Annotated in this window: 23 protein-coding genes; 6 read left to right on the top strand and 17 right to left on the bottom strand. The window is 68.7% G+C overall.

What is annotated here, in order from left to right; all coding sequences use genetic code 11:
* Nucleotides 1-37 precede the first annotated feature (37 nt).
* Nucleotides 38-1,078, bottom strand: coding sequence for an aldo/keto reductase (locus ACIG5A_RS41125; protein WP_397250545.1), 1,041 nt, complete (start codon nucleotides 1,076-1,078; stop codon nucleotides 38-40).
* Nucleotides 1,079-1,216: 138 nt separating this feature from the next.
* Between ACIG5A_RS41125 and ACIG5A_RS41120 the strand changes: the two genes are divergently transcribed.
* Together ACIG5A_RS41120 and ACIG5A_RS41115 are read left to right on the top strand one after the other, a co-directional pair.
* Entirely contained in the window at nucleotides 1,217-2,158 is a 942-nt protein-coding gene (locus tag ACIG5A_RS41120; protein ID WP_397250543.1) for a helix-turn-helix transcriptional regulator, read from the top strand.
* 57 nt (nucleotides 2,159-2,215) lie between these two features.
* Entirely contained in the window at nucleotides 2,216-3,343 is a 1,128-nt protein-coding gene (locus ACIG5A_RS41115; RefSeq protein WP_397250541.1) for a DUF418 domain-containing protein, read from the top strand.
* 4 nt (nucleotides 3,344-3,347) lie between these two features.
* Here the strand turns inward: ACIG5A_RS41115 and ACIG5A_RS41110 are convergent, their stop codons facing one another.
* The 5 genes from ACIG5A_RS41110 to ACIG5A_RS41090 all read right to left on the bottom strand — a co-directional run bounded on the left by ACIG5A_RS41110 (nucleotide 3,348) and on the right by ACIG5A_RS41090 (nucleotide 10,173).
* Nucleotides 3,348-4,943 carry a protein kinase gene (locus ACIG5A_RS41110; protein ID WP_397250539.1) on the bottom strand — a complete coding sequence of 532 codons (1,596 nt, stop codon included), beginning with the start codon at nucleotides 4,941-4,943 and terminating at the stop codon, nucleotides 3,348-3,350.
* Nucleotides 4,944-5,080: 137 nt separating this feature from the next.
* On the bottom strand, nucleotides 5,081-6,811 hold the full coding sequence (locus tag ACIG5A_RS41105) for a penicillin-binding transpeptidase domain-containing protein (RefSeq protein WP_397250974.1): 1,731 nt from the start codon (nucleotides 6,809-6,811) through the stop codon (nucleotides 5,081-5,083).
* Nucleotides 6,812-6,954: 143 nt separating this feature from the next.
* A complete protein-coding gene (locus ACIG5A_RS41100) occupies nucleotides 6,955-7,773 on the bottom strand; it encodes a hypothetical protein (RefSeq protein ID WP_397250537.1) in 819 nt (272 codons plus the stop codon).
* Between the two features lie 259 nt (nucleotides 7,774-8,032).
* Nucleotides 8,033-8,914 carry an arylamine N-acetyltransferase gene (locus ACIG5A_RS41095; RefSeq protein WP_397250535.1) on the bottom strand — a complete coding sequence of 294 codons (882 nt, stop codon included), beginning with the start codon at nucleotides 8,912-8,914 and terminating at the stop codon, nucleotides 8,033-8,035.
* 29 nt (nucleotides 8,915-8,943) lie between these two features.
* Nucleotides 8,944-10,173, bottom strand: a complete 1,230-nt coding sequence (locus ACIG5A_RS41090; protein WP_397250533.1) for an MFS transporter — start codon at nucleotides 10,171-10,173, stop codon at nucleotides 8,944-8,946.
* Nucleotides 10,174-10,268: 95 nt separating this feature from the next.
* Here ACIG5A_RS41090 and ACIG5A_RS41085 point away from each other — a divergent pair, with 95 nt between their 5' ends.
* From ACIG5A_RS41085 to ACIG5A_RS41075, 3 genes are all read left to right on the top strand, one after another.
* A complete protein-coding gene (locus ACIG5A_RS41085; RefSeq protein ID WP_397250531.1) occupies nucleotides 10,269-10,592 on the top strand; it encodes an ArsR/SmtB family transcription factor in 324 nt (107 codons plus the stop codon).
* A 224-nt stretch (nucleotides 10,593-10,816) separates the two neighbouring features.
* A complete protein-coding gene (locus ACIG5A_RS41080) occupies nucleotides 10,817-11,260 on the top strand; it encodes a tellurite resistance TerB family protein (protein WP_397250972.1) in 444 nt (147 codons plus the stop codon).
* Between the two features lie 29 nt (nucleotides 11,261-11,289).
* Complete coding sequence (locus ACIG5A_RS41075; RefSeq protein ID WP_397250529.1) at nucleotides 11,290-12,468, top strand: winged helix DNA-binding domain-containing protein; 1,179 nt, start codon at nucleotides 11,290-11,292, stop codon at nucleotides 12,466-12,468.
* 107 nt (nucleotides 12,469-12,575) lie between these two features.
* On the opposite strand, the gene nadC is transcribed toward ACIG5A_RS41075, so the two are convergent.
* From nadC to nadA, 3 genes are all read right to left on the bottom strand, one after another.
* Nucleotides 12,576-13,436 carry a carboxylating nicotinate-nucleotide diphosphorylase gene (gene nadC / locus ACIG5A_RS41070; RefSeq protein WP_397250527.1) on the bottom strand — a complete coding sequence of 287 codons (861 nt, stop codon included), beginning with the start codon at nucleotides 13,434-13,436 and terminating at the stop codon, nucleotides 12,576-12,578.
* Nucleotides 13,437-13,554: 118 nt separating this feature from the next.
* Nucleotides 13,555-15,333: an L-aspartate oxidase gene (locus ACIG5A_RS41065; RefSeq protein ID WP_397250524.1), complete on the bottom strand. Its 1,779-nt coding sequence runs from the start codon at nucleotides 15,331-15,333 to the stop codon at nucleotides 13,555-13,557.
* 139 nt (nucleotides 15,334-15,472) lie between these two features.
* Nucleotides 15,473-16,516 carry a quinolinate synthase NadA gene (nadA, locus tag ACIG5A_RS41060; RefSeq protein WP_397250521.1) on the bottom strand — a complete coding sequence of 348 codons (1,044 nt, stop codon included), beginning with the start codon at nucleotides 16,514-16,516 and terminating at the stop codon, nucleotides 15,473-15,475.
* 92 nt (nucleotides 16,517-16,608) lie between these two features.
* On the opposite strand from nadA, the gene ACIG5A_RS41055 reads away from it, so the two are divergent.
* Nucleotides 16,609-17,367 (top strand): NUDIX hydrolase, encoded by a 759-nt coding sequence (locus tag ACIG5A_RS41055; RefSeq protein WP_397250519.1) that lies wholly within the window; start codon nucleotides 16,609-16,611, stop codon nucleotides 17,365-17,367.
* 175 nt (nucleotides 17,368-17,542) lie between these two features.
* On the opposite strand, the gene ACIG5A_RS41050 is transcribed toward ACIG5A_RS41055, so the two are convergent.
* From ACIG5A_RS41050 to bioB, 8 genes are all read right to left on the bottom strand, one after another.
* On the bottom strand, nucleotides 17,543-17,725 hold the full coding sequence (locus ACIG5A_RS41050; RefSeq protein ID WP_397250517.1) for a hypothetical protein: 183 nt from the start codon (nucleotides 17,723-17,725) through the stop codon (nucleotides 17,543-17,545).
* A gap of 93 nt (nucleotides 17,726-17,818) precedes the next feature.
* Nucleotides 17,819-21,814, bottom strand: a complete 3,996-nt coding sequence (locus ACIG5A_RS41045) for a hypothetical protein (protein ID WP_397250515.1) — start codon at nucleotides 21,812-21,814, stop codon at nucleotides 17,819-17,821.
* A 151-nt stretch (nucleotides 21,815-21,965) separates the two neighbouring features.
* Nucleotides 21,966-23,105, bottom strand: coding sequence for an MAB_1171c family putative transporter (locus tag ACIG5A_RS41040; RefSeq protein WP_397250513.1), 1,140 nt, complete (start codon nucleotides 23,103-23,105; stop codon nucleotides 21,966-21,968).
* 9 nt (nucleotides 23,106-23,114) lie between these two features.
* Entirely contained in the window at nucleotides 23,115-23,609 is a 495-nt protein-coding gene (locus ACIG5A_RS41035) for a hypothetical protein (protein ID WP_397250511.1), read from the bottom strand.
* A gap of 18 nt (nucleotides 23,610-23,627) precedes the next feature.
* Nucleotides 23,628-24,161, bottom strand: a complete 534-nt coding sequence (locus tag ACIG5A_RS41030; protein ID WP_397250509.1) for a DUF1353 domain-containing protein — start codon at nucleotides 24,159-24,161, stop codon at nucleotides 23,628-23,630.
* A 94-nt stretch (nucleotides 24,162-24,255) separates the two neighbouring features.
* Nucleotides 24,256-24,921 (bottom strand): DUF2567 domain-containing protein, encoded by a 666-nt coding sequence (locus tag ACIG5A_RS41025; RefSeq protein ID WP_397250507.1) that lies wholly within the window; start codon nucleotides 24,919-24,921, stop codon nucleotides 24,256-24,258.
* Nucleotides 24,921-25,148 carry a hypothetical protein gene (locus ACIG5A_RS41020; RefSeq protein ID WP_397250505.1) on the bottom strand — a complete coding sequence of 76 codons (228 nt, stop codon included), beginning with the start codon at nucleotides 25,146-25,148 and terminating at the stop codon, nucleotides 24,921-24,923. The genes ACIG5A_RS41025 and ACIG5A_RS41020 overlap by 1 nt, the downstream gene beginning before the upstream one ends.
* An 84-nt stretch (nucleotides 25,149-25,232) precedes the next feature.
* Entirely contained in the window at nucleotides 25,233-26,246 is a 1,014-nt protein-coding gene (bioB, locus tag ACIG5A_RS41015; RefSeq protein ID WP_397250503.1) for a biotin synthase BioB, read from the bottom strand.
* Nucleotides 26,247-26,281: the final 35 nt, after the last annotated feature.

Here is a 26,281-nt window from a genome sequence, read left to right as displayed (position 1 = left end):
ATTTCCTTTCGGGGATTTCATTGCGGGGGTGGATATTTCAGGCACGCGCCGGACCGGTTCCGGCCCCGGTCGCGGTGATGGCGTCCGCGATCGTGTCCAGATCGGCGGCGGTGAGTTCCAGCGTCCGTGCGCCGAGCCAGCCGTCGATCTGGGCCGGTGTGCGCGCACCGACGATGGCGCCGGTAATGCCGGGCCACGCAGTGGTCCAGGCCAGCGCCACCTCGGCGACGGACACGCCGTGCGCGGCCGCGATCGGGCGCAGCGCGTCGACCAGGGCGAGGTTGGCGGGCAGTCCGGTGGTGAAATCGGCGCTGCTCGAACGCCAGTCGCCCGCGCCGAGGTTCGCGGCACGCTCGGCGGTGAACGCGCCTGTCAGCAAACCGGACTGCAACGGCGAGTAGACGATCACGCCGGTGTCGTTGGCCGCGGCCCAGGCGATCTCGGCGGCCGAGGAACGGTTGATCGCCGAGAACGGCGGCTGGATGGCATCGACGTGTGCGATGCGCTCGGCCGCGGTCAGTTGCGCGACATCGTGATTGGACAAGCCGATGGCGCGTACCTTGCCCTCCTTCTTCAGATCGGCCATCACCTGCCAGTACTCGTCGAGCGGGGTCGCCGTCTCGGCGGGCACGCCCTCCTCGCCGTAGACGAAGACATCGCCGGTGTCGGGCCAGTGCACCTGGTACAGGTCGATGTGGTCGACGCGCAGGCGGCGCAGCGACGCCTCCAACTCCTGGCGCACCGACTCGGGGCTCATGATCCGGCGCGGCGGCCCGCTGCGGTCGTCACCCTCGTGCCAGATCAGGCCCGTCTTGGTGAACAGGTACGGGCGATCGGGCTCGGGCAGGTCGGCCAGTGCGCGGCCGACCAGGTCCTCGGCGTGGCCGAGTCCATAGGCGGGCGCGGTGTCCAGCCAGTTCAGGCCGCCGTCGATCGCGTGCCGGATGGCGGCGATCGACTCGGCGTCGTCGGTGGCGCCCCAGGAATACTCCCAGCCGGGGCCTGCGATCACCCAGGTGCCGAAACCCAGCGGCGTCAGGTTCATTCCGGTGCTGCCGAGCGGACGGGTCTCGCTCATCGTCTACCTCCTTGTTCCGGAACCGTTCCGGCTGTGACCACTACTTTCGGCGTTCGCAAGCGGGGTAGACAGAGCGGCGCGAGCCTGGGCACGGGATGACCAGGATGCGCGCCGCGGCGCCGGAGGATACTGATCGGTATGAGTTTGGATCGACGGGCCGAGTTGGGGGAATTCCTGCGTTCGCGGCGGGCACGGCTGAGCCCGGAGGCGGTCGGGCTGCCCGACTACGGCAGCCGCCGCCGAGTGCCGGGGCTGCGCCGCGAGGAGCTCGCGATGCTCGCCGGCGTGAGCGTCGACCACTATGTGCGCCTGGAACAGGGCCGCACACTGCATTTTTCGGAATCGGTACTGGACGCGGTCGCCCAGGCGCTGCGCCTGGATCCGGTGGAGCGCGAGCACTTCTATCGGCTCGCGCGCCCGTGGTCCGGCGAGGAACCGCAGGGCGAGCAGCAGGTGCGCGCCGGGCTGCGCAGGCTGCTCGACGCCGCGGGCGATGTGCCCGCCTATATCGTCGGCCGCGGTGTGTCGGTACTCGCCTGGAATGCCCTGGCCGCCGCGCTGATCACCGATTTCGGCGCGCTGGCGCCGCGCGAGCGCAACCTGGCCAGGCTGGTCTTCCTCGACGAGGGCATGCGCGAGCTGTACGAGGACTGGCAGGCCAAGGCCGCCGACGTGGTCGCCTATCTGCGCTTGGACGCGGCGCGCAATCCCGGCCACCCCGCGATCGCCGCGCTGATCGAGGAATTGGCCGCCGAATCCGCCGATTTCCGCACCATGTGGGCCCGCCACCAGCTCAAGGACAAGACGCACGGCCGCTACGTGTACCGGCATCCGGTGGTCGGGCGCATCGACCTCGGCTTCGAAACCCTGCGGCTACCGGACGATCCCGATCAGGCACTGATCATGCACACCACCGAACCCGGCTCGCCGAGCGCGACGGCGCTGCAACTGCTGACGAATCTGAACGAGACATCCAAGCTGACACCGGCATTCGGCGGCCGGTCGCCGATCCCTTTGCCGCACAGCGGTTTCCGGACGCGCGGGGTCGATCCGAGGGCCGACGGTCAACCGGGCGAGTGATCCTGGTTCACTCTCCGGAACGATCCGCTCGGCACGACGGCTCGCTACCGTCGAAGGATGGATCCGCGGACCGCACCGCCCATCCCGCGCATCGAGGCTCTCGACGCGCTGCGCGGATTCGCGCTGGGCGGCATCTTTTTCGTCAACATCGTCTTCATGTCCGGGCCGGGCGGTTTCACCGAGGGCGCGGCGCCGTTCCTGGATCAGGCGTTCCTGCAGGGCAAGTTCTACATCCTGTTCTCTTTCCTGTTCGGCTACTCGCTGACCATGCAGTTCCGCTCGGCCGAGCGGGCAGGCGCGAACGGGACGCTCCGCACGGTGCGGCGGTGCCTGATGCTCGCGGTCATCGGCCTGCTGCACATGATGTTCCTGTTCCACGGCGATGTGCTGTTCGGCTACGCGGTGATCGGGCTGGAGCTGCTCGCGCTGAGCAGGCTGCGGCCCAAGACCGCGCTGATCGTCGCGGGGTCGCTGTTCGCGGTCTTCGTGGTGGTGATCACCGCGTTCCTGATGCTGGGAACCGGTGCCGCGCAGCGTGATCCGGCGCAGGCGTTGGCCGCGATGCGCGCGGGCTGGCTCGACGCGGCGAGCTACCGCTGGGACGGTTTCCTCAGCGGCCTGCCCCTGTTCGTCCCGTTCGGGATGCTCGGCATTCTGCCGCTGCTGCTCGTCGGCTTGGCCGCGGGCAAGGTGCGGCTGCTCGAGCAGCCGGACCGCTACCTGCACCTGCTCCCCCGGGTCCAATGGATCGGATTCGGCATCGGCATCCCGGTCTGCGTGCTCGCCACCGCATGGCCCGCGCTGACCGGACCCGCGTATCTGGCGGCGCCGCTGCTGTCCGCGGCATACGCGGCGACCCTGCTGCGGCTGCTGCACCGCTATCCCGCGGTCGGCGCGGTCTTCGCACCGGCGGGCAAGATCGCCGCGACCAACTACATCGGCCAATCGCTGCTTACCGCGATCCTGTTCACCGGCTACGGTTTCGCGCTCGCCGGGCGCCTCGGCGACTGGACGGTGCTCGGCATCGCCGCGGCGATCTACGCGGGCCAGCTCGCGTTCAGTGCGTGGTACGTGCGCCGACATCGGTACGGGCCGATCGAATGGGCGCTACGGGCCGCGACGTATGCCACGGTGCGGCCCGGCAGGCTCCGGCGCGCCGAAACACCTTCGGCGGCCACCGGATAGCCGACTACGCGGGTTTGGTGTTGCTGTCGATGAGCAGCTTGCCGCTGCTGTCGACGACCCGCAGCTGCGGCGAGCTGTTCGACCCGCCGGAGGTCAGGCTGGCCACGCTCATATCGGCCGAGCCGTCGCTCTTGTTGCTGCCCTCGATGCTGCGGTAGCTCGCGATGGGGTTGGCGGTCCAATACTGTTGCAGCGCCTGCTGACTGCCGTACACCTGCTGCGCGGCGGGCGTCAGCTTGCTCCACGCGCCGGAGTAGTTCGAGTCCAGGATGTTGGAGTAGAACCCGTTGATCACGTCGGCGGCCGCGGAGATGTCGACCCGCTGCCCGGAGCTCTTGGTCTGGCCGAGCCCACCGGACGCGGCGGAACTCGGCCCCGCGGACGGCTTGGCCGTCGAAGGCTGACCCGCCTGCACCGACGGCGTGGTGCCGCCACCACCGTTGAGCGCGCTCACCGCGATCGCGATGGCCGCGATCACCGCACCGACCAGCGATCCGATCAGGATCGCGCGGCGCTTGCCGCCCGAGGACGAACGCGGCGGCGGACGGTGCTGGGTCGAGGTGCGCGGATGCGCCGCCGTGCGCGGATGCGCGGCGGTATCCGGCTGCGGACCGCTGTGCCGGGGCGGACGCGGCGGCGCGACCGGCTGCGGACGCGACTGTCGTTCGGTCGGCGCGTAGGTCGGCGACGCGACGGCGCTCGGCCGTAGCGCGGTGGTCGCCCCGTCGGGCGCGCCGACCTGCCTGCGCGCGTACGCCTCACTGGCAGGCACGAATCCGGCGTGTACCGGCGCGGACCCGGAATCGGCGAGCGCGGCGAGGTGATCGTGCGCGTCCCGCATGGACGGCCGGTCCTCCGGCTCCGGGCTGAGCAGCTGCAGCAGGAAATCGGTGGCGGCTCCCGCGTTGCGCGGCTCGCTGACCTGGCCGTTGGCCGCCGCGTACAGCACGGCCAGCGGGTTGGCGTTCGCGCCGTAGGGCGGCTCGCCCTCCAGCGCGTGGAAAAGCGTTGCGCCCAGCGCGAAGACGTCGGCCGCCGGGGTCGGGTCCGCGCCGCGCGCGCATTCCGGCGCGAGGTAGGCCGCGGTGCCGCAGATCAGCCCGGTCTCGGTGAGGGTGACATCGCCGGTGGCCCTGGAGATGCCGAAGTCGGTGATCTTCACGATGCCGTGGTCGTCGAGCAGCACATTGCCCGGCTTCACGTCGCGGTGCACGATGCCCGCGTGATGCGCGGCGATCAGCGCCGAGGCGACCTGCTCGCCGATCCGCGAGACCTGGCTCAGCGGCAGCATGCCCTGCGCGGACAGCACCATCGCCAGGCTGCGCGACTTCATGTACTCCATCACCAGGCACGGATCGCCGTCGTGCTCGGTGATGTCGAAGACGACGATGGCATTGGGGTGCTGGAATCGCGCGGCGTTGCGCGCCTCGCGGATCGCCCGCTGGCGCACCACATCGCGCTCCGCCGCAGGCAGACTCGCTTTGATGTGGATCTGCTTGACCGCCACCGAGCGCTGAAGGCGTTCGTCGACGGCGCGCCAAACTACGCCTGTGCCGCCGCTACCAATCCGCTCGACCAGGCGGTAATGTTCCGCGATCAATTGACCGGTATCGATGGCGCCTACTCCGAACCTTCTCGAAATCGTGACATCCCGCGTATTGACCCACATACGTGGTCCGAGACGAGTGTAGCTGGCCCGCTCCGCGTGTCGGCGAGGGCTACGGCGTGGCGCACTTTCTAGCGTGGCGCGCGCAACATTTTCCCAGCTGCCTGCACCGCGGGGCCCGAACTTCCGGCGTCGCTGATGAAGACCGCGAAGGCCAGATCGCCGTCGATGCCGACGAACCAGCCGTGCGCGTGCTTGTCATCGATGTACTCGGCGGTGCCGGTCTTGCCGAGCAATCCGGGGATGTCCTTCAGCGCGGTGGCCGTGCCGCCGGTGATCGTCTCCCGCATCATGGTTTTGATCTGGTCGTCCACGGTCGGCGGCAGCGCGGCGGGCGTTTTATCCGGAACGCCGGGCTTGCCCTTGACGATCGCGGGCGCGGGCACCGCACCCTTGGCCAGCGACGCGGCGACGAGCGCCATGCCGAACGGCGTCGCGGTCACCTGTCCCTGGCCGATGCCGGACTCGACCCGCTGCGCCGGCGTATCGGCGGCGGGCACCTTGCCGGTGACGGTGGTCAGGCCGGGTGTGACGTAGTCGATGCCGAGGCCGAGCTGTGCGGCGGCCTTGGTCAGGGCGTCCGGCGGGAGTTTCACCGCGAGGCTGCCCATGGTGGTGTTGCAGGAATTGGCGAAGGCGGTGTGCAGCGGCACGCTGCCGAGATCGAAGTTGTTGTCGTTGGGGATCCGGCGGCCCTCGATATTCGCCGAACCCGGGCACGGCAGCACAGTGTCCGGCGTCACCGAACCCGCCTGCAGCGCCGCCGACACCGTGACGGTCTTGAAGGTGGAGCCCGGCGGGTACAGACCGGTGAGCGCGATCGGGCCCTGCGCGTCGGCGGGCGCGTTCTGCGCCATCGCCAGCACATTGCCGGTCGACGGTTGCAGCGCGACGATCGCCGCGGGCGTGCCGATCGGGGCGAGCGCGGCCTCGGCGGCCCGCTGCAGCCCGAGATCGAGGGTGCTGGCGATATCGGCGCTCGGCTTGGGATCCTGACCGGCGATGCGCTGGGTGCTGCCGTCGGCGGTCTGCGCGCGCACCGCCCAGCCCGCGGCGGCGTCGGTGCTCTGCTGCCACAGCTCGGCAAGCCCGGACAGCGTCGGCGAGGCCAGTGCCTTGTCGGTGGTCAGCAGGCGCGTCTGCGGGGCCAGGGTGACGCCGGTGATGGCGGCCAGCTGCGTCTGGATCGGCGCGATATCGGCGGCGCGCAGCGTGATCGCGGTGATCGGTTTGCCTTGCGCCCCGGCTAGTTCCGATTGCAGCGACTGGGAGGTGATCCCTGGCGAGATCGGCGCGAGCAGCGCGGCGACCGCGGCGGTGTCGGCGCCCGGCGCGAGATTCACCAGCGTGACGACCTGCTGGGTCATCAGCTCACCGCCGGACGCGTCGAGGATCCGCGCGGGCGGGCCGTAGGACGGGCCGTAGCTCAGCGGGCCGAGATCGAGGCCGGGCGCGAGCATGGTGGGGTTCCAGTTGATCCGCCAGCCGCGATTGTCGGTGGCGGCGCCCGTGGTGGTGTAGCTCCACTCGTTCTTGCCGTCCGCGCCGAGCTTCCAGGTGGCCGCGAGACCGAAAGTGCCCTTGTCCTTGTTGGATTCGCGGACCTCGAATTTCACCTCTTTGCCGAGGCCGTCGAACAGCCGACCGATGGTCTGCGCGGCCTTGGCCGGGTCGTCGGTCAGCGACGCTGCGCCGTTCACATCGTCGCGGTTCAGCGCGTCGGCGAACTGCTGGGCGACCGTCTTCGGCTGATCCGGGCCCGACGAGCATGCGGCGAGGGCGAACACCGGGGCCGCGAACATGGCGAGGATCCTCAAGTGGTTACGCACCCGCTCGACCCTAGCCGGTACCCGTGCGCACACGGTCAGGCCGGACATCAGCGTCGCATCAGTTCACGTCGGCGGCCGCCGGTCGGACCGTGGCCGAGTTCGCCCGATCAACCGGATCAATCGTCCTTGCCGAACCTGAAACCCAACTCGCCCTTCTGGGAATTTGTCCACCTTCGCTCGGGTTTCCCACTCCCGCGATATCCCATCGACCGATAGTAGTTCGGCATGGAGTTGTATACGATCATCACGCGATCGAACTGCTCCTTTTCGAGGTCGGTATACATTCCGGTATTCGGATCTTCGCGACAGATCAACGCGGGCCCGAGCACCATCGGATTCGATCTGTCAACGAATGCTGCATGCAAATCGCAAGCAGGGAGATTCGTCCGGCCTATTATCAGCGCCGCCGAGATCATCACTATCTCGCGCTGGAGCTCGACGACGGCAATGCCGCCACTCTTCCGCCGTGGACGATCACTTTCGTCCAATAACTCGGCGAACCAGGTCTCGACCGATCCGGACGGAATGTTGACTTTTTTCAGGGAACCGGAAATCGGGTCGATGACCAGCGAACACACCCTCTCCCGAGCGACGATGTCTCGCAAGAAGCGTTCGGATATCCGATCGACCTGAGCGACGAATAAATCGTGTACGGCGCCGGCTCGCTGATCCCATCGACACACCGCGACCGCTCCACGGATGGTCCCCGGCGATTCCGCCGGATATGCGCGCAGCATTTCAGATGTAACAGAATTTTCTGCACGCGTCGATTCCGGATCGTAATATAGTCGCATTTGCGGACCGAGCGGAATATGATCGACAGTATCCGATACGAGTACGGCCCGCAGCCAGGCCAATGGCTCATTATCGGCCATCTGGAGACGCTCGACGCGGCCTGTTTCGTGAATAACAATAGTGGCTGGTATCGTTGCCATTTCTCATCCCCGAATATATTATCGAATACGATGAGCGTACCACGGCCATTTGATAGCGGCCCCATGAGCGACCAGTCCGACTCATGCGCCGCAGGTACGTTGACGAACTGTTGACGGATCAGGAAGGCGGCTAGCCGGGGCAGCGACAGCATCCCCTACTCCTTGCGCCAGAACGGACAACCGGGCCGTCTATGAACTGCGCCTGAAATAGGTGGCTTCGCTGATGAATCCTTGCGGGGTTACCCCTGTACTCACGACATCAGGCGTCAGGTCGGCCGACTCGGAGCGCGAGCCATGGGGCCGAGCTCAGCGTCGCGGCGTCGGTCTCATCGAGTTCTATGTCGAAGACCTCGTGCAGGAGTTTCGGCAGATCGGCAGGTTCCACCTCACGCGACTCGCCCGAACCGTCGGGGTACTCGGTGATCCAGGTGGTGCCGTCCAGGACGTGGTGCACCTCGGGCAGGAAGCGCTGGACGAACGGGCGGGCGGTGAACGGCGAGCGGGGTGAGGTGGCGACGAAGTGGTTGCCCACCGCGAAATCGATGCGGTACTGCGGCGCGGTGGTGAAGGTGTAGCGGTCGACCCAGCCGTCGCGGGCGAAGTGGTGCAGCACCCAGAGGTCGGTATCGAGTTCGCCGCGGGTCAGCTCGAGCCGGAATCGCCACTGGCCCAGCGCGAATTCGCCGCCCTCGGTGAGCTCGTACGGCGCGAGCGGTCCGGAGCCGAAGCCGACATCGCAGATCCACGCGCGAGCGTCGCCGGGGACCGTCACCCGCAGCAGGGCGTGCGTCGCGGGCCGCAGCGCACCGGATCCCATGCTGGTCCTGGCGTGCAGGCCCGTGACGCCGAACCCGATGCGCTCGAGCGCCGCCGCGAACAGGTCGACGTTCTCGTAGCAGTAGCCGCCGCGCCGCCGCCGGATCATCTTGTCCTGCAACGACACCACGTCCAGCAGCACCGGACGGCCGAGGATCGTCTCCAGATTCTCGAACGGGAAGGTCGTGGTGTGCGCGTACACGAGCTCGCGCAGCGTCTCCAGTGTCGGTGTGCGCTCGCCATCGAAACCGATCCGGCGCAGATAGGCGTCCAGGTCCAGGCTCTGTCCATCCCAGTGGTACGCCGGATCGGTCGGCTTGCTCATGACACCTCACTTCATCGTTTGGCCTTTGATCACGAGAACCGGCCCGGCGCCGAATCTGTTCCACCGCGCCGAGTGACGAAAACCGCACCGGCCGCCGCCGCACTCAGCACCACCGCGCCGAAAATCGTGGCGCCCGCGGTCAGTCCGATGGCGTCGCTGAGGAATCCGGCGCTCAGCGGCAGCACCGCGGCGGGCAGATAGCCGCCGACGTTCTGCGCGGCGTTCGCCTCGGCCAGCCGGTCCGCGGGCACGGCCGCGCTGATCGAGGTGAGACCGCCGAACTGGCCGAGCCCCTGTCCGACACCGGCGAGCACCGCGGCCGCGGCGAACAGCGCGATCGATCGGGCGGACAGCGCGGCCACCAGCGCGAGCATGCTCAGCGCCGTCGCCGCCGAACCGCCGAGCAGGATGGTGCGCACCCGGAGCCGCTTGGCCGCGAACTGAATTCCGGTGGCGCCGAGGAACATCACGAACGCAAGGCCGCCGGCAAGCACCCGGTTGGTCGCGCCGAGCAGATTCGACAGCAGCGAAGGGCCGAGCGACAGCACGAACGACGTGGCGGTGATCCCGGGAGCGAAGACCGCGATGCCGAGCAGCACCGCCGTGCGCCCGCCGGGGGCGACCGCGGGAATGCGGATCCACGGTCCGCGACCGCCGGCGCCGCGCGGCAGATCCAGCCGGGCCACCACCACGAAAGCCGAGGCGAGCAGGACCATTTCGACACCGAACACGGTCACGGTCGGTCCGGGCAGCGTCTCCGACAGCACACCGGCAAGCAGCGGGCCGAGCCCCGCGCCGAGCACCATCGCCGACGAAGCCGCGAGCGCGGCAAGCTTTTTCCGCTCGCCGCCGCCGATATCGGTGACCGCGGCCATGCCCGCCGAGACGGTCGCGCCGACCGCGAGACCGGTGAGCAGCCTGGCCAGCGCCAGCATCGCGACCGAGGACGCGGTGGCGAACAGCACGCAGGCCACCATGGCCAGCGCGATCGCGGGCAGCAGCACCGGCTTGCGCCCGATCCGGTCCGACACCACACCGGCCACCAGCAGCGCGGCGAGCAGCCCGACGATGTAGCAGGCGAAGACCACGGTCAGCGTGCCCGCGGAGAAACCGAGCTCGCGCTGCCACACCACGTACAGCGGCGTCGCCGCGTTGGACAGGATGAATACCGCCGCCACCGGCCACGCGGCCAGCCAGAGCGGGCCACTGCGCTGTGCGGTGTCCACGCGTTCGAGTACCGCCGTCATCTCGACCTCCATCAGTTCGATTTTCTTCGTACTAGTACGAGCGGAGTCGAACATAGCATCTAGTACGATGAAACTCGTACAAGGAATTCGCGACAGGAGGACTCCCGATGACTTCGGTGCCGACGCCGTTCCCCGAACCCGCGCGCGCCGAGCTGCGCCTGGAGGAGGTGCTCGGGGTACTCAGCGATCCGCTGCGGCTGGGCATCGTGCGGAAGTTGCTGCTGGAATCGCCCGATACCGACCGTTCCTGCGGCTGGTTCGAGATCGACCGGCCGAAATCGACGCTGACGCACCACTTCAAGGCGCTGCGCGAGGCGGGCGTCACCCGCCAGCGGCAGTACGGCTTGGAGCGGCGCAGCATGGTCAGGATCGATGACCTCGACGCGCGGTTCCCCGGCCTGCTCGACCTGGTCCGCGATTGGAAGCCGTGAACTCGTCTGGGGGCACGCCGAATCCGGTTCGCTGAGCGGAACGGGGCGCATTTCGGGGCGCGCGTGTCGAACCCGGTTCTGCTACGGTGCGCGGTGTCGATCCAGCGTTCGGGCACGCTGCGTCATCAAACAACGTGGGTCTGTCGCGTCCGAACCTTTCCGGGGAGTGTGCCATGGCCTTCTTGAACCGTCTGCTGACCAACGCGACGAACTTCGGCCGACTCATGGATGTCATGGAGAAGGCGCCGAAATGGCGGGAACAGCTGCTGGCCAAGAAGAACGAGCTGCGCGGCGGATCGTTCCGTGACGCGAGCATGGCCATGTGCGCGCTGGTCGCCGCGGCCGACGGCACCATCGAGACCGCCGAGCGCACCAGGGTCGCCGGGCTGATCACCACCGATCAGGTGCTGCAGAACTTCCCGGCCGATGAACTGCGGAATCTGTTCGAGGACAACTGCAATCGCATCGTCGCCGATCCGGCGTTCGGGCGCGCGCACGTCATGCAGCAGATCGCCAAGGCGGCGAGCAAGCCCGTCGAGGCGAACGCGGTGATCCAGATCGGCATCATGATCGGCAACGCGGACGGCAACTTCGACCAGACCGAGGTCGCGGCGGTACGCGAGGCGTGCCAGGCGCTGCGGCTGAACCCACAGACGTTCGGCCTCTGAGGTCTTCGGCCTGCCGCTAGTATTCGTCCATGCGTTCGATGGATGTGGCCGAGCGGCGGGCCAGGCTCGCGGTGCGGCACCGGCTCGCCGCGCTGGCACGGACCGATGCGGTGACCGATATCGTCCGGTCACTGGTGGTGCTGCACGCCACCGATCCGGCGACGGTGTTCCTCTCGGTCGGCGCGCGCAGTGTGGCGGCCGAACCGAGGCATGTGGAGAAGGCGCTCTACGACGACCGCACCCTGCTGCGCATGCTCGCCATGCGGCGCACCATGTTCGTCGCGCCGACCGAGCTGGTTCCGGTGCTGCAGGGTTCGTGCGCGGACGCGTTGGCGCACAAGCAGCGGCGCACCTACGGGCGCTTCCTCGAACAGGCCGGTGTCACCGACGGTGACGCGCTGGCCTGGCTCGCGGACGTCGAAGCGGAGACGCATCGGGCACTGCTCGCGCGCGGCGCCGCGACCGGCGCTCAGCTGAGCAAGGAGGTGCCGCGGCTGCGCACGCAGGTGAATACCGCACCGGACAAGGCGTATTCGAAACCCACCGGCATCACCACCTGGGTGCTGGTGATCCTCGGCTGCGAGGGCCGCATCGTGCGCGGCAGGCCCAACGGCAGCTGGACGAGCAGCCAATACACCTGGTCCCCCATGGAATCCTGGCTGCCCGAAGGGGTTACGGCACTGCCCGCCGAAGCGGCGCGCACCGAACTGGTCCGCCGCTGGCTCTACGCCTTCGGCCCGGCGCCCGTCGCCGACATCAAGTGGTGGACCGGCTGGACGCTCGGCGAGGTACGAAAAGCGCTGGCGGGCTTGGATACCGTCGAGGTCGACCTCGACGGCATCACCGGCCTGCTGCTCGCCGACGATCTCGAACCCGTGCCCGCGCCCGACCCGTGGGTCGCGCTCCTGCCCGCACTCGACCCCACCCCGATGGGCTGGCAGTCCCGCGACTGGTACCTCGGGCCGCACGCACCCGCGCTGTTCGACCGCAACGGCAATATCGGCCCCACCATCTGGTCTGACGGCCGCATCATAGGCGGCTGGGCCCAGCGCTCGGACGGCGAAATCGTCTATCGCCTACTCGAAGACGTCGGCTCGGACGCCACGACCCTGATCGATGCCGAGGTCGCCCGGACCGCGGCGTGGTACGGCGACGTCCGGGCCATACCGCGCTTCCGCACCCCGCTCGAACGCGAACTGACCGCCTGACCGCGCAACGCTCCCGTTACACCGGCGGCCACTGCCGGGCGCACGCGGCCGATCCGCCCGAGGTGTCGTATGCACCCACAACTCAGGATCTGCCCGGCTGAACCGTGCTACATGTCCAGGCCGAGGTCGAGGACTCGGACCGAATGGGTCAGGGCGCCGACGGCCAGGTAGTCGACGCCGGTGCGGGCGTAGTCGGCCGCGGAGTCGATGGTCAGGCCGCCCGAGGATTCGAGCTTCGTATTCGGTGCGGCATTGTTGCGGCGCTGGACGGCGGCCTGAGTCTGCCAGAGTGGGAAGTTGTCCAGCAGAACGAGTTCCACGTTCTCGGCGAGGACGGCGTCGAGCTGTTCGAGGCTGTCGACCTCGACTTCGCAGGCGATATCGGGCGCCATGGCGCGGACGGCGCGCAGGGCGTCGACGACCGAGCCCGCGGCAACCACGTGGTTGTCCTTGATCAGTGCGGCGTCACCGAGACCCATGCGGTGGTTGACGCCGCCGCCGAGGCGCACCGCGTACTTCTGCAGTGCGCGCAGGCCGGGCAACGTCTTTCGGCTGTCCCTGATCTTGCAGTCGGTACCCGAGACCTCGTCCACCCAGGCCGCGGTGGCCGTCGCGATACCGGACAGGTGACAGACCAGGTTGAGCATGGTGCGCTCGGCGGTGAGCAGGCCGCGGGTCGGCGCGACCAGATCCAGCACCGACTGGCCGGGCGACACCCTGGTGCCGTCCGGCACCCGGCCGGTGATCTCGTAGTTGTCCGCGCCGATCACCTCGTCGAGCACGAGCAGGCCGACATCGATGCCCGCCACCGTGCCCGGCTGACGCGACACCACCGACGCCTTGACCACGGCGTCGGCGGGAACCGTTGCCGCCGTGGTGATATCGGGTCCGTAGCGCAGATCCTCGTCCAGTGCGGTGCGGATCAGCCGGAGCATCTCGTCCCGGTCGAGTCCGTTGTCTAGAACCATCGGTGCACTCCTGTCTGACTGCCCGCGACACGGCGCGGACAGCGGCTGCGGTGCCGGCGGAATCGACCGCCGCCGGCACACGGGTCTGCGAATTGCGTGGTACCCCTGGGCAAACCGGTCATGGCGCGGTCAGTGACAGCGCGTGCCGGGGCGCGACGGGGAGGCCCGCGGGCGCCAATTGCGGGGTACCGTCGCGGCCGAGCCGGATCGACATGCTCTGGCGCAGCCAGTCTTCGGGGCCGCGATGATCGGATCGGGTATGGCAGCCGCGACTTTCGGTGCGCACGGTGGCGGCGAGGAGCAGTGCGCGCGCGGTGAGCGTGAGCGCGGCGTCCTCCAAGGCCGTGATCCGCTGTGCCACAGCGCCGTTGCGCGCCTCGGGATCGTCCACTACCGAAGCGCCCTTCGATGCGGAGGCATTGCTCAGTGCCGCAGCGCCATTCGAGACCCTCGCACTACTCGACGCCGCGGCGCCGTTCGATACCGCGGCATTGTTCCTCGCCACAGCCTCGTTCGATGCCGCTGTACCGCTCAGTGTCGCGGCGTTGTCCGAGACCGCGGCCTCATTCAATATCGCTGTCGCGGCGGCCAGTCCGGCGCCGTCGCGCACCACGGCGGCGTGCTCGGTCATCGCCTGCTGGAGCACCGCGCGGTCGACGTATTCCAGCGCGCCGTCGGGGATTTCGGTGACCCGGGCAGGTTCGCCCTGTCGCTCGGCGGCCGCCGCACCCGCGCGCTCACCGACGACCAGGCCTTCCAGCAGGCTGTTGGAACCTAGTCGGTTCGCGCCGTGCAAGCCGGTCCGCGCCACCTCTCCGGCGGCGTACAGTCCGGGCACCGTGGTACGGCCGTACGGATCGGTGACGACACCGCCGCACTGGTAGTGCGCGGCGGGTGCGATCGGGATGAGATCGGTGGCCGGATCGATGCCCGCCGCCAGGCAGGAGGCCGTGATGGTCGGAAACCGTTGCGCGAAGGCATCGATCGCCCGGCCGTCGAGGTAGACGTGATCGGTGCCGGTTGCCCGCATCCTGGCGGCGATGGCACGCGAGACCACATCGCGCGGCGCGAGATCGCCCCGTGGATGGACACCCGCGGTCACCGAATCGCCCGCGGCGTCGACGAGTATCGCGCCCTCACCGCGAACCGCCTCGCTGATCAGCGGCCTGCGCCCGATGCCGTCCGGCGCGTAGAGGACCGTCGGATGGAACTGCACGAACTCCAGATCGGCCACGGTCGCCCCGGCCCACAGCGCCAGCGCCACACCGTCGGCGGTGGCGCCGGGCGGATTGGTGCTGAGCCGGTAGAGCTGGCCGAGACCGCCGGTGGCCAGCAGGACGGCGGGCGCGTGCACCACGCCGAAACCCTTGCCGGACAGCGCGACAACGCCCTGCACCCCGGACGGCCCGGTGATGATCCGATACGCGGCCGCGCCGAACATCACCGGTAGCCCGGCCGCGTTCAGCGCGCGCTGCACCTCCGCGCCGGTGGCGTCACCACCCGCGTGAATGATCCGGCGGGCGCTGTGCCCACCCTCCCGCGTCCGCGAAATCTGGCCGTCACGACCGAGATCGAAGACCGCGCCGAGGTCGGTCAGCGCCGCGACGGCCTCCTGGCCACCGGACACGATGGAGCGCACCGCGGCCAGATCGCACAGCCCGCCGCCCGCCTCGACGGTGTCGCGGACATGCGATTCCACCGAATCCCCGTCCGGCGCGACGACGGCGATACCGCCCTGCGCGTACTGCGTCGAGGTGTCGTTGGGACCGCCCTTACTGAGCGTGAGTACTCGCAGACCACGCAGCGACGCCGTGCGCGCCGCGGTCAGGCCCGCGACGCCGCCACCGATCACCACCAGATCGGCCTCGGCCTCCCAGCCGATCGACACTGGACTCATCACGCACCTGTGCCTCTCTGTGCGTTTCCGGGTGTCCGGCAGCGGGTTCCGGCAACGACCGGAACCACGCGCCGCCGGCCAACCACTCGGAACCGGTTGCGGCGCAACCGATCAACGACCACCGCCGGGACGGCAGGGGTCACTCACCACCGCCCGGATTGCCGATCTCGATCATGCGCTGCACCGAATTGCGGCCGCGTGCTGCGGTTTCCAGGTCTACGTGCACCTCGTCGGTGCCCTCGACCAGGCAGCGCAGCAGCGCCGCCGGGGTGATCATCTTCATGTATTTGCACGACGCGCGGTCGTTCACGGCCTGGAAGTCGATGCCGGGCGCGGCTTTGCGCAGCTGATGCAGCATGCCGATCTCGGTGGCGACGAGCACCTGGTTCGATTTGGCCGCCTTGGCGGCGTCGATCATGCCGCCGGTGGACAGGATGTGCACCCGGTCGGCCGGGAACGCGCCCTCGCCCGCCAGGTACAACGCCGAAGTGGCGCAACCGCATTCGGGGTGCACGAACAGTTCCGCGTCCGGGTGGGTGCGCGCCTGCTCGGTGAGCTCGTCACCGTTGATGCCCGCGTGCACGTGGCATTCGCCGGCCCAGATCCGCATGTTCTCCCGGCCGGTGACCCGCTTGACGTGCGCGCCGAGGAACTGGTCTGGCAGGAACAGCACCTCGCGGTCCGGATCGATCGAGGCGACCACGTCGACCGCGTTGGACGAGGTGCAGCAGATATCGGTGAGCGCCTTCACCTCCGCGGTGGTGTTCACGTAGGACACCACGACCGCGTCCGGGTGTTCGGCCTTCCACGCGCGCAGCTCGTCGGCGGAGATCGAATCGGCGAGCGAACAGCCTGCCCGCTGATCCGGGATGAGCACGGTCTTGGCCGGGCTGAGGATCTTGGCCGTCTCGGCCATGAAGTGCACGCCGCAGAACACGATGGTGTCCTCGGGCGCCTCGGCCGCGATGCGGGACAGCGCCAGGGAGTCGCCGACGTGGTCGGCCACGTCCTGGATCTCCGGCAGTTGGTAGTTGTGCGCGAGGATGGTCGCGTTGCGCTCGCGCGCCAGTCGCTTGATCTCCTGCGCCCACTCGGGCGTCGCCTCGACTCCCGCGTATCCAGCGGGCCCGTCGAACACCTGCCCCATCAGCGGGGGCGCCAGCTTCGCTCCCGAAGTCGCCATGACGGCTCCCTTCCTCGTGCCGGTCGGCGCAGTGACTTTTCACAACACCGCCGATTCGCACCAAACCAGGTTTTCGACTTACAATCGAAAACGTGCCCCATAGTAGCACCATCCACGAATCGCTCACCGCGGTGTTCCAGGTTCGCCGCTTCCCGTCGACCATCACCGCAGGTCGAAGCCCCGTCACCGCCACGGCGGCGGCCATGGACCGGTGCCCGCCCGGTCAGCGGACCGAACTCGCGGTATTGCTGTGGGAGCGCGCGCTCGACCCGCAGAAGGGCACCTGGTCGCTACCGGGCGGCCGCCTGCGCGACGACGAGGACCTTGATGCGTCCGCCCGCCGCCAGCTCGCCGAGAAGGTCGACGTGCGCGAACTGGCGCACCTGGAGCAGCTGTCGGTCTTCAGCGATCCGCACCGCGTCCCGGCCCCGCGCCGCATCGCCTCGGCCTACCTCGGCCTGGTCCCGCTCACCGCCGAACCCGAACTGCCGCCCGACACCACCTGGCATCCGGTCTCGGCGCTCCCGGCCATGTCCTTCGACCACGGCACCGTCGTCGAACACGCCCGCACCCGCCTCGCCGCGAAACTGTCCTACACGAATATCGCCTTCGGACTCGCCCCCACCGACTTCACCATGTCCACCCTGCGTGAAATCTATTGCGCCGCACTCGGATACGACGTCGACACCACCAACCTCCAGCGAGTCCTCACCCGCCGCAAGGTGATCACCCCCACCGGCGCGACCCGCCCCCCTGGCCGCGCGGGCGGCCGCCCCGCCGCCGTCTACCGCTACACCGACTCCTTCATCCGCGTCACCGACGAATTCGCCGCGCTGCGTCCCCCGACCTGATCGCCCCAACCGTCGAGCGCAGTCGAATGGCCGTGCGACACGCCGTAACCAACGACCATTTGACTGCGCTCGAACTCTGGCCGGGCCTTTTACGCGCCGAACGAATGGTGTTGCCCGGCAAGGCGGTAACCCGCGCGTACCAGGCGGCCACGCAATGCGCGGCGTGCTCTGCGGATCATGAGTCCACCGCCTGTTTGCGATGTTTGCTCCCCCGCCGATACCGCCGCTTGTTCGCGATCGGCTGCGCCGCATTGCTCTGCCGAATCGCATGCCGACGCCGCCACGCGACGAGATCGGCGCGCTCGGCAGGCTCCGGAGACAGGTCCGTCCCCGACACCGCTCGGCTGTCGTTCTTCATGGTCGAACCTCCTCCTTCAGTCTCGGCTGGTCGTTCCGACGGATCAGGGTAGCCAGGCCCACCGACAACCCTCCACCTATTTTCGCCGCCTCGCTATATACAGGCCGGTTGATAAGCGATACCGGGCAAGTGCTCTCGCCACACCTGCTCGTCGAGCCGAGGGCTCGTGACAGCACAGATACGGTCGACCGCATGCCGCGGATTCATATCCCACCACCAGGTACCGGCGCGGCCACTCGTCACCAGATATTTTCCCGTGGGATCGAACGCCAGATAGCCCGGCCGCTCCGACAACGACGTGCCGAGCGACGCTTTTACAGCCACCGGATGCCTGCGATCGCTGACGTCCCACAGCCGGATCTCCGAGTCCTCGGACAGAGTGGCAAGGGTACGGCCATCTGGAGCGAAAGCCATCGCGGTGATACCAGCGGCATGGCCGGCGAGCGGATCACCGATCGCCACTGGACGGGCCGGGTCCGCGATATCCCAGATACGAACAAATCGGGAGTCGTACGTGACCGCCGCCGTACGACCGTCCGGGCTGAATGCCGGACCGGTGATATAGATCCCACGCCCTGTCGGAATTCGCCCGAGGCGTGTCGAACCGCCCGAGGGCGGGGAGCGCCACAGCGTCACGTCGTTGCCCCCTGAGGTAGCGAGGACATCGCCTTCCGGAACGAAATGCGGGCGGAGATCGGTGGCTGCCGAGCTGACTTCCTCGATCAGTCTCGGGAGGCCACGGTTCGCCAGGTCCCACAACCGAACTCGGGTGCTCGGCCCACCGGCGTACAGGATTGCCAGACGTTTCGAGTCAGGGCTGAACGAGGCGAATCTGGTGGTTCTGCCGTCCTGTGGAAACTCGGCAAGCGGCGTGACAGCGGCAGGGTCGGTGATGTCGAAAAGCCTTGTCGGGCTGTCGTCCCACGCACTCATGGCAATCATGCGGCCATCGGGACTGAGCGTGATATCGGAGATGTCGTGGTCGATGGGGAATCTCCCGGCCAGCCGGCGAGCGCGCACATCGCCACCACGCCAGATCTCGACTGTTCTGCCATTCACGGTGACCGAGGTATTCCCACCCGCGTCGAATATCGGCGCGGCGGCAAAGGTCGACGCCTCCGAGTCACCGCGGGGCGATGACCACAGGTGAATTCGGCCGTCGGCACCACCGGTCACCAATTGCCCATCCGGCAGGAACATCACCGTCGTCGTATCGCCCCGATTCCCTGAGACCTGAGAGTCGAGCGCGGGCATATCGTCCGGGTCGACGATCGACCACACCGTCGACTTTCCCGAGCCGACCGCGGCGGCCAGCCGTCCGCCGTCCGGACTGAAGGCCACCGGCAACCCGAATTGGGCCTGGGCGACACTGACGGGTTTGCCCAGTTTTCGCGGATCACTCGCGTCGGACACATCCCACAGTTGCAAGGTCTCGCCCGTCGCCACCGCGAGTCTGCGGCCATCCGGACTGAATTCGACAGCGGATCGTGGCCCCGGCAACTGGCCGACCAACCGGCTCGAGCGCAGATCGGTGATATCCCAGATCTGCACCGATCCCCGCAGGTCGGCAACCGCCATCCGGTGCCAGTCCCGGCTGAATGCCGGCACGAGATTCGCCGTCCGATCTCCCTGGGGAAGGTCGGGCAGACGCAGGTCGAGGCGCTGCGGCCGTACCGGATTCGCGATATCCCAGAACCAGAATCCGCCACCGGCATCGGAGGTCAGCAATGTCCGCCCGTCGGGGCTGATGTCGACCACGGCGAACGGTCCTGCCGGTAGCGGGGCGCCGATCGAGACCGGGCGCCGCGGATCAGCGATATCCCACAGGCGCACGGTGCCGTCGTGACTGCTCGATGCCAGCATTCGGCCGTCCGGACTGAACCGCACCGACACCGCACGACGCGTGTGCCCGGTGAGCGGCTGTCCCAATGCCGTGGGATGTCGCCGATCGGAAATGTCCCACAGCCGCACCGTGCCGTCGTCATGCGAGGAAGCGAGCACGCGACCATCCGGCCTCGACGCCACCGTGGTGACGCGCCCAGCCGGACCGGACACCGTCGCCGCCAGCGAAAGACTCTGCGAATCCAACAGGCGCGCCTCGATTTCCGGATCTCCGGGCCGCAAGCGGGCGGCCGCCATCGTGAATTGCACGGACAGTGAGGGATCGGTGTCGTGCAACCTGTCCGCCTCGGCCAGCACTGCGGTCACGATCGCGTTGTCGCGCTGCTGTTTCGCGGTACCACTCTGCACCAGGGCCACACCGGCGAGTACCAGGGCAGCGCCGCCGAGCAGAGCGAGCGCGGCCCGCGTCACCGATGTCCTCCGCTCCGTATGGCGGCGGGCGACCTGTGCGGCAGTCAGGAACTCGGCAGCGACCGTGCCGATCGTGCCGCTGTCGGCGTGGCCCTGCATCGTGGTCAGCCGTGCGCCCCGGTACAGCAGTGATGGGTCGCGGCCGTGTGCTGTCCAGTCCGACGCATCCGCTTGCAGGCGTTGGCGTTCCAGGTAGCCGACGCGGTCTTCGTCGATCCAGGAGCGGAGGCGGGGCCAGGCGTCGAGGACGATTTCGTGGGTGAGGTAGGCGGAGTCGGCGTCGAGGGTGACCAGGCGGGAGCGGGCCATGGCGTCCAGGGCGGCTTCGGCGGCTTGCACTGTCTGCCTGATCAATTCGGCGCGGGCGACCTTGCGGCGGGTGTCGCGGGAGTCGTCACCGACGGTGACCAGGCCGAGCAGGACCTGTTTGCCGACGGACTGTTCGAATTCGGAGAGTTGATTCCAGGCGCGCTCGGCGGTCGCGGCGACCGAGCCGAGTACGCCGCCCGCCCGCTGGTAGCCGTCGATGGTGAGCCTGGTGCCGTCGCGGCGCTGCCATACGGCTTCCATCACGTGCGAGACCAAAGGCAGTGCGCCGGGGTCGTATCCGCGCCGCTCACCGCGCCCACCCAAACCGCACAGCTCGCTGACGACGAGCTCTTCCAACCCGGATTCCAGTTTGTATCCGGCCAATTCGGCGGGACGCGCGATGGCTTCGGCGAGTTCGTCCAGGCGCATCGGACCGAGCAGATAGCTGCGGTGTTTGAGCGCGTCCTCCAGCACAGGGACATCCAGGCAGCGGGCGTAGAAGTCGGCGCGCACAGCGGCGACCACCGCCGCAGGCTCGCGCTCACCTCGAATCGCCATGTGCTCCAACGCCCCGAGGAAGATCTCGCGCTGAGCATCGTCGCGGCAGAGGGTGAACAACTCCTCGAACTGGTCGACGATGACCACACGGCGCCGACCCGCTCCCCACGAAGCCAGCTCCGCCGCAACGAATTCCGCTGACGCCGCGCAGTGGTCGACAAGCGCGGCGGCCTCGACACCAGGGTCGCCGACAGCACTACCGGAACCCGTTGCCATACCGATCTGTCCGGCAGATTCGGTATGCGATACACAGTCGGCGCCGATCGCGGTCAACAGGGCGTGCACCGGACTGGCGCCCGGCGTCAGTGTTGCTACCGCCCATTGGTCGGCCGGGTCGACCAGCGCCGGGAGCAGCCCCGCGTGCAGGAGTGAGGATTTGCCCGCGCCCGACGCGCCGACCAGCATGACGAGGCCGCCGTGGCCTTCTGGGCCGGTGGTGTCGCGGATCAGTTCGGTGAGTTCGGTGGTCGGCCTGGCGCGGCCGAAGAACAGGTCGGCGTCTTGGCGGCGGTACGAGGTCAAGCCGAGGTAGGGGCATTCCGTCGACTCCGTGTCCGGGTCCCAGGCGTTGGAGGCGTGCCACAAGCGTTGCCACTCTTGGACATCCAGTAGCGCGGGCGGCACCGGCTTGCTCGATTTGCGTGCCTCGGCGATGAGGGTGAGCAGGACCGGCAGCAGGGATTCGAAGCGGGCGGGGACATTTCGGCCCGCCTTCCAGTCGCTGATCCGCTGCACCGATGCCCCGCCCTTCTGCCCGGCGGCCCGTGTGCCGCGCATCCGCGCCTCGGCCGCCGCCGCGACCCGGCGCAGTGTCGGATTGCCCGCGGCCTCGAACAGTGCCGCGAACTGTTGCGCGAACACGGTTCTCGGCGACGGGCGCCAGCGCGATCCCGGTGGGCGCGAATCCATCTGTCCTCCTGCGTATCCCGATGCGGGAGCAGCCCCCCGACCTGTTCCGAGAGTACGGCCGCGGCTGCGGTGCCCTCATGTGATAGCCGGCAAATGCCGAGGTAGCGGCCCCGCAACCGGATTCCGGACCGGACACCGCACCTGCCAACTGTCAGGCGGTCGGCCCGAGCGGCCTCGCGGCGGCGACCGCCAGCGCGCGGGCCCGTGTCCAGCACGCCGCCAGCGCGGTGAGCTCGGCGATCTCGCCGCCGACGTCTTCGGCGGTGGAGGGCAGGGGAACGGCACTGCCGACGGGTGGTTCGCCGCGCGATTTCGCGGCGCAGGCATGGGCGATGCGGATCGCGAACGCCATCACCTCATCGGCCGGGCCGGCGTCGTCCTGCTCGGTGTATCGCGACAGGATGCGCAGGCAGTCGCGGATCTCGATCACCGTGCGGTGCAGCAGGTATCGGCTGCCGAGGGCGGCGGGAGACGGTGCGTGGTAGACGATCTCCGGACAGGCGGCGGTCAGGTCGGTCCACAGCGGCAGCAGTCGTCTGCGGTGGCGGGAGTCGCGGTCGATGCCGAGCCGGTCGGCGAGGTGCGCCACCACCGGAATGCTGACGACGGCGGCGAACAGCACCGCCTGGTACAGGAGTACGTCGCGGTCGATGGCGGCCTGGATACGCGCGAAAACCGTATCCCTGCCGCTGATCTGGTAGATCGCGGCGATCGGCGCGCACACGAAGCCGCCGCCGAGCAGCAGGACGAACGTCGCGCCCGCGCCGTAGACCACGAAATCCCTGGCGTCGACGCGCTTGCGGAACTCCGCGAGGCAGATCCGCACGAGCAGCACATCCATCCACCAGGTCAACGGCAGCAGCGACATCCAGAACCCGAGCGCGCCCCACCCGGCGGCCTGTTCGATCATCACGCCCTCCGCGCGCGCCGCACTCCCGCAGATCAGTGCGAGCGCAGCCGATATCACCCCCAACCCGACCAGCGGCCCTGCGCGATAACCGATTCCGAGGACCGTGCCGATCGTCAGGATGTTCACCGCCCCGACCACGCTCATTCCCGCCATGGCGAACTGGTACAGGAATGCCTCCGACAGCCACCCACCGGAGGCGGAGATGATCGCGTGCTGCCAGGTCGGCTCGCGCAGCGCGCACGCGACGGCGAGCCCACCGAGCGCGAAATTCGCGCGGCGATCGAGCACCGTCGCGTTGAACAGCGTCAGTTGCGCGGCGAGCAGCGCGAATATCGCGAGCACCAGGGGCGCCGAGATCGCCGTCGGCCAGGACGATTGCATGCGAAAACCTCAGTCCCGGAAGACCACCCGGCGGATCGGCGATCCCGCGGGGGTATCCCTGGCCGTGGACATGATCAGCGAGGCGAACAGCTCCGCCTGCCGTTCGGCCAGTTCGTCGTAGTCGGTCCTGGCGAGTACCCGCAGTACGGTCGCCGGATCCACACTGGGAAACAGGTTTTCGAGGGTGGCGCGGTCGGTGTGATCCGCGCCGGCGTGCCCGAGCAGCAGGTGCCCGATCTCGTGCAGCACGATGTGGTCGGCGTGGTAGCCGGAACTGGTCGCGTCGTAGGCGATCACGATGTCCTCGGCGCGTTCGATGACGAGCCCGCACGGCAATCCCTCGGTCACGGGCAAGGGATGCAACCGAATCCGCTTGCCGACCACCGCGGCGACCTGCGCGAGGAATTCGTCCAGCTGCCACGGTTGCGGCACCGCGAGCGGCGCGGCCACCCGGCGCACGTGTGCCGTCACCGGATCACGCCGGCGCCGCAACCTTTCCCACACCCGCCTGACGGTACCGCGTCAAGCGCTTTTCATCTCCGGGGTCGGCGGTGGTTCCGGTGCGCGCCTGCCGAGCCGCGCGATACCCCAGAAGCACAGCTCGACGAGCCAGAACAGCACGCCGAACACGGTGACCACGGTCGCGGGCACCGCGAGGAACAGCACCGACGGCACCGCGATGAGGAAACACAGCACGATCTGGCCCACCGAGGCGCCGCGCAGGCCGCTGCCGAATCGCACCGCGGCCCACATCATGTAGCGCCGCGGAATGGAGACGTTGTCCTCGTGCAGGCAGCGCCGGAAGATGCCGTCGGCGTCGGCGGCGCTCACCGTATGCGACTGGCGCAGGAAGTCGTGCAGGATGGCCGCTTTGGTGTAGACCCCGTAGCGGGGCACCAGCCACACCACCGCGCGCGGCACCGAGGCGAAATCGGTGCGGAAGCCCTCGGGAACAATGAATTCCTGCCTGGCACCGTGATAGACGACTGGCGCGGCCACCCGCCAGTATTTCGCGTCGAGTTCCTCGACGATGGGCCCGCTACCGACGAACACCACGATCCGTTCCTCCTTGAACGCACAGCGTGTACCACAATTCTAGAACTGAGTGGTACAGCTGTACCGTCGCGCGAGCAACGGTTCGGACAACGTGTCAGCGCGATCCCGGCGCCGCGCCGGAACCAGCCTCCCCGGCGGGTTCGTATCCACCGTAGGGCAGCATCGCGGCATCGGGACCGTACGACCCGAATGTGCTTGCCGCGTGCCGTGGTTCGGCGCCGGGATCACCGAACGGCGCACGATTGCCGGTGCCGAGATCCTCCGAGGCGCTGAGCGCGGCGAGGAACAGCACCACCAGCGAGGCGACCAGCGGTTGCAGCAGCAGCGCGAGCCAGGTGTCCAGTTCCGGTGCGATGGTGACGATCTGCCCGACCGGCGGCGTGGTCGGCTTCGGATGGTGCCATCGCGCGACCTGATCGCCCACCTGCCACATGACCGCGGCGCCGACGCCGGAGGCGATCAGCAGCGCGAGCTGCAGCGCCGGCCCGCGCATCGCGCGCCGGCGCCAGGCCGCGGCGGCGCAGAGCACGCCGATGACCGCGCCGAGGCAGAGGAAGATCGCGACGGCGTCGAAGCGATGCGCGCTCTCCCCGATCAGCAGCGCGCCGCACAGCGCGTCCTTGTCGCACTGACCGGACGGTTCGACGACGAGGAACTGCTGGCCGGGCGCGAGCAGACCCCACACCACCCCACCGAGCGCGCTGACCAGCAGTACGACGGCGCCGACGAGTGCGGCCGCCCGCGTCTCCCGCGAGCCCACTAGCGCAGTTCCAAACCGGCCGAGTCGATCACGCCGTGCCTGGAGCACTTCGCCCACCAGCCGTCCGGACTGACCTGCACGATCATCCGGCGGCCGCAGTGCTCGCAGAAGCGCGGCGGTTCCAGGCCCAGCGCGGCAGCGGCCGGTACCGGGTCGTCGAGACCGGGCACGATCCGCTTGCCGGTGAACGGGTTGTAGCGCTCGTCCATGTCCATGACATTACTCATGGTGCACTGCGCGAACGACGGGCCCGGAGGCGGCAGCTTGTGTAACCACGGAGGGACCCGTGAGCGCAGTCATGGATACAGCAATCAGAGCGTCTCGTTGAGCGCCTTGATCGGCATCTTCAACTCGCCCAGCAGATCGAGATCCGCTTCGGCGGGCCTGCCGAGAGTGGTCAGGTAATTGCCGACGATGACGGCGTTGATGCCGCCGAGGATGCCCTGCTTGGCGCCGAGGTCGCCGAGGGTGATCTCGCGGCCGCCCGCGAAGCGCAGCATGGTGCGCGGCAGCGCGAGCCGGAACGCGGCGACGGCGCGCAGCGCGTCGGACGCGGGCAGCACCTCCAGATCGCCGAACGGCGTGCCCGGACGCGGGTTGAGGAAGTTCAGCGGCACCTCGTCGGGTTCGAGATCGGCCAGCTGCGAGGCGAATTCGGCGCGCTGCTCCAGCGTCTCGCCCATGCCGAGGATGCCGCCGCAGCACACCTCCATGCCCGCCTCGCGCACCATGCGCAGGGTGTCCCAGCGCTCCTCCCAGGTGTGCGTGGTGACCACCTGCGGGAAATGCGACTTGGCGGTTTCCAGGTTGTGGTTGTAGCGGTGCACGCCCATGGCGGCCAGCTGGTCGACCTGCGCCTGGGTGAGCATGCCGAGCGAGCACGCGACCTGGATGTCGACCTCGTTGCGGATGGCCTCGACGCCCGCGGCGACCTGTGCCATCAGCCGCTCGTCCGGGCCGCGCACGGCGGCGACGATGCAGAATTCGGTGGCGCCGGATTTCGCGGTCTGCTTGGCGGCCTCGACGAGGCTGGGGATATCGAGCCAGGCGGCGCGCACCGGCGACTGGAACAGGCCGGACTGCGAGCAGAAGTGGCAGTCCTCGGGGCAGCCGCCGGTCTTCAGGCTGATGATGCCCTCGACCTCGACCTCGGGACCGCACCACTTCATCCGCACCTCGTGCGCGAGGGCGAGCAGATCCTCGAGCCGATCGTCGCCGAGCTGGAGCACCTCCAGGGTCTGCTCCTTGGTGAGGCCTTCGCCGCGCTCGAGCACCTGCTCGCGGGCAATGGCCAGTATGTCGGTGGTGACGGGCACCTGGGTCACTGCGCGAATCCCTTCGTCCTGGCGGGGGCGGTCAT

This window comes from Nocardia sp. NPDC052566 (assembly GCF_044547285.1).
GTDB lineage: Bacteria > Actinomycetota > Actinomycetes > Mycobacteriales > Mycobacteriaceae > Nocardia.
The sequence above is the reverse complement of the archived record's forward strand: the minus strand, read 5'-3'. Positions and strand labels throughout refer to the sequence as shown.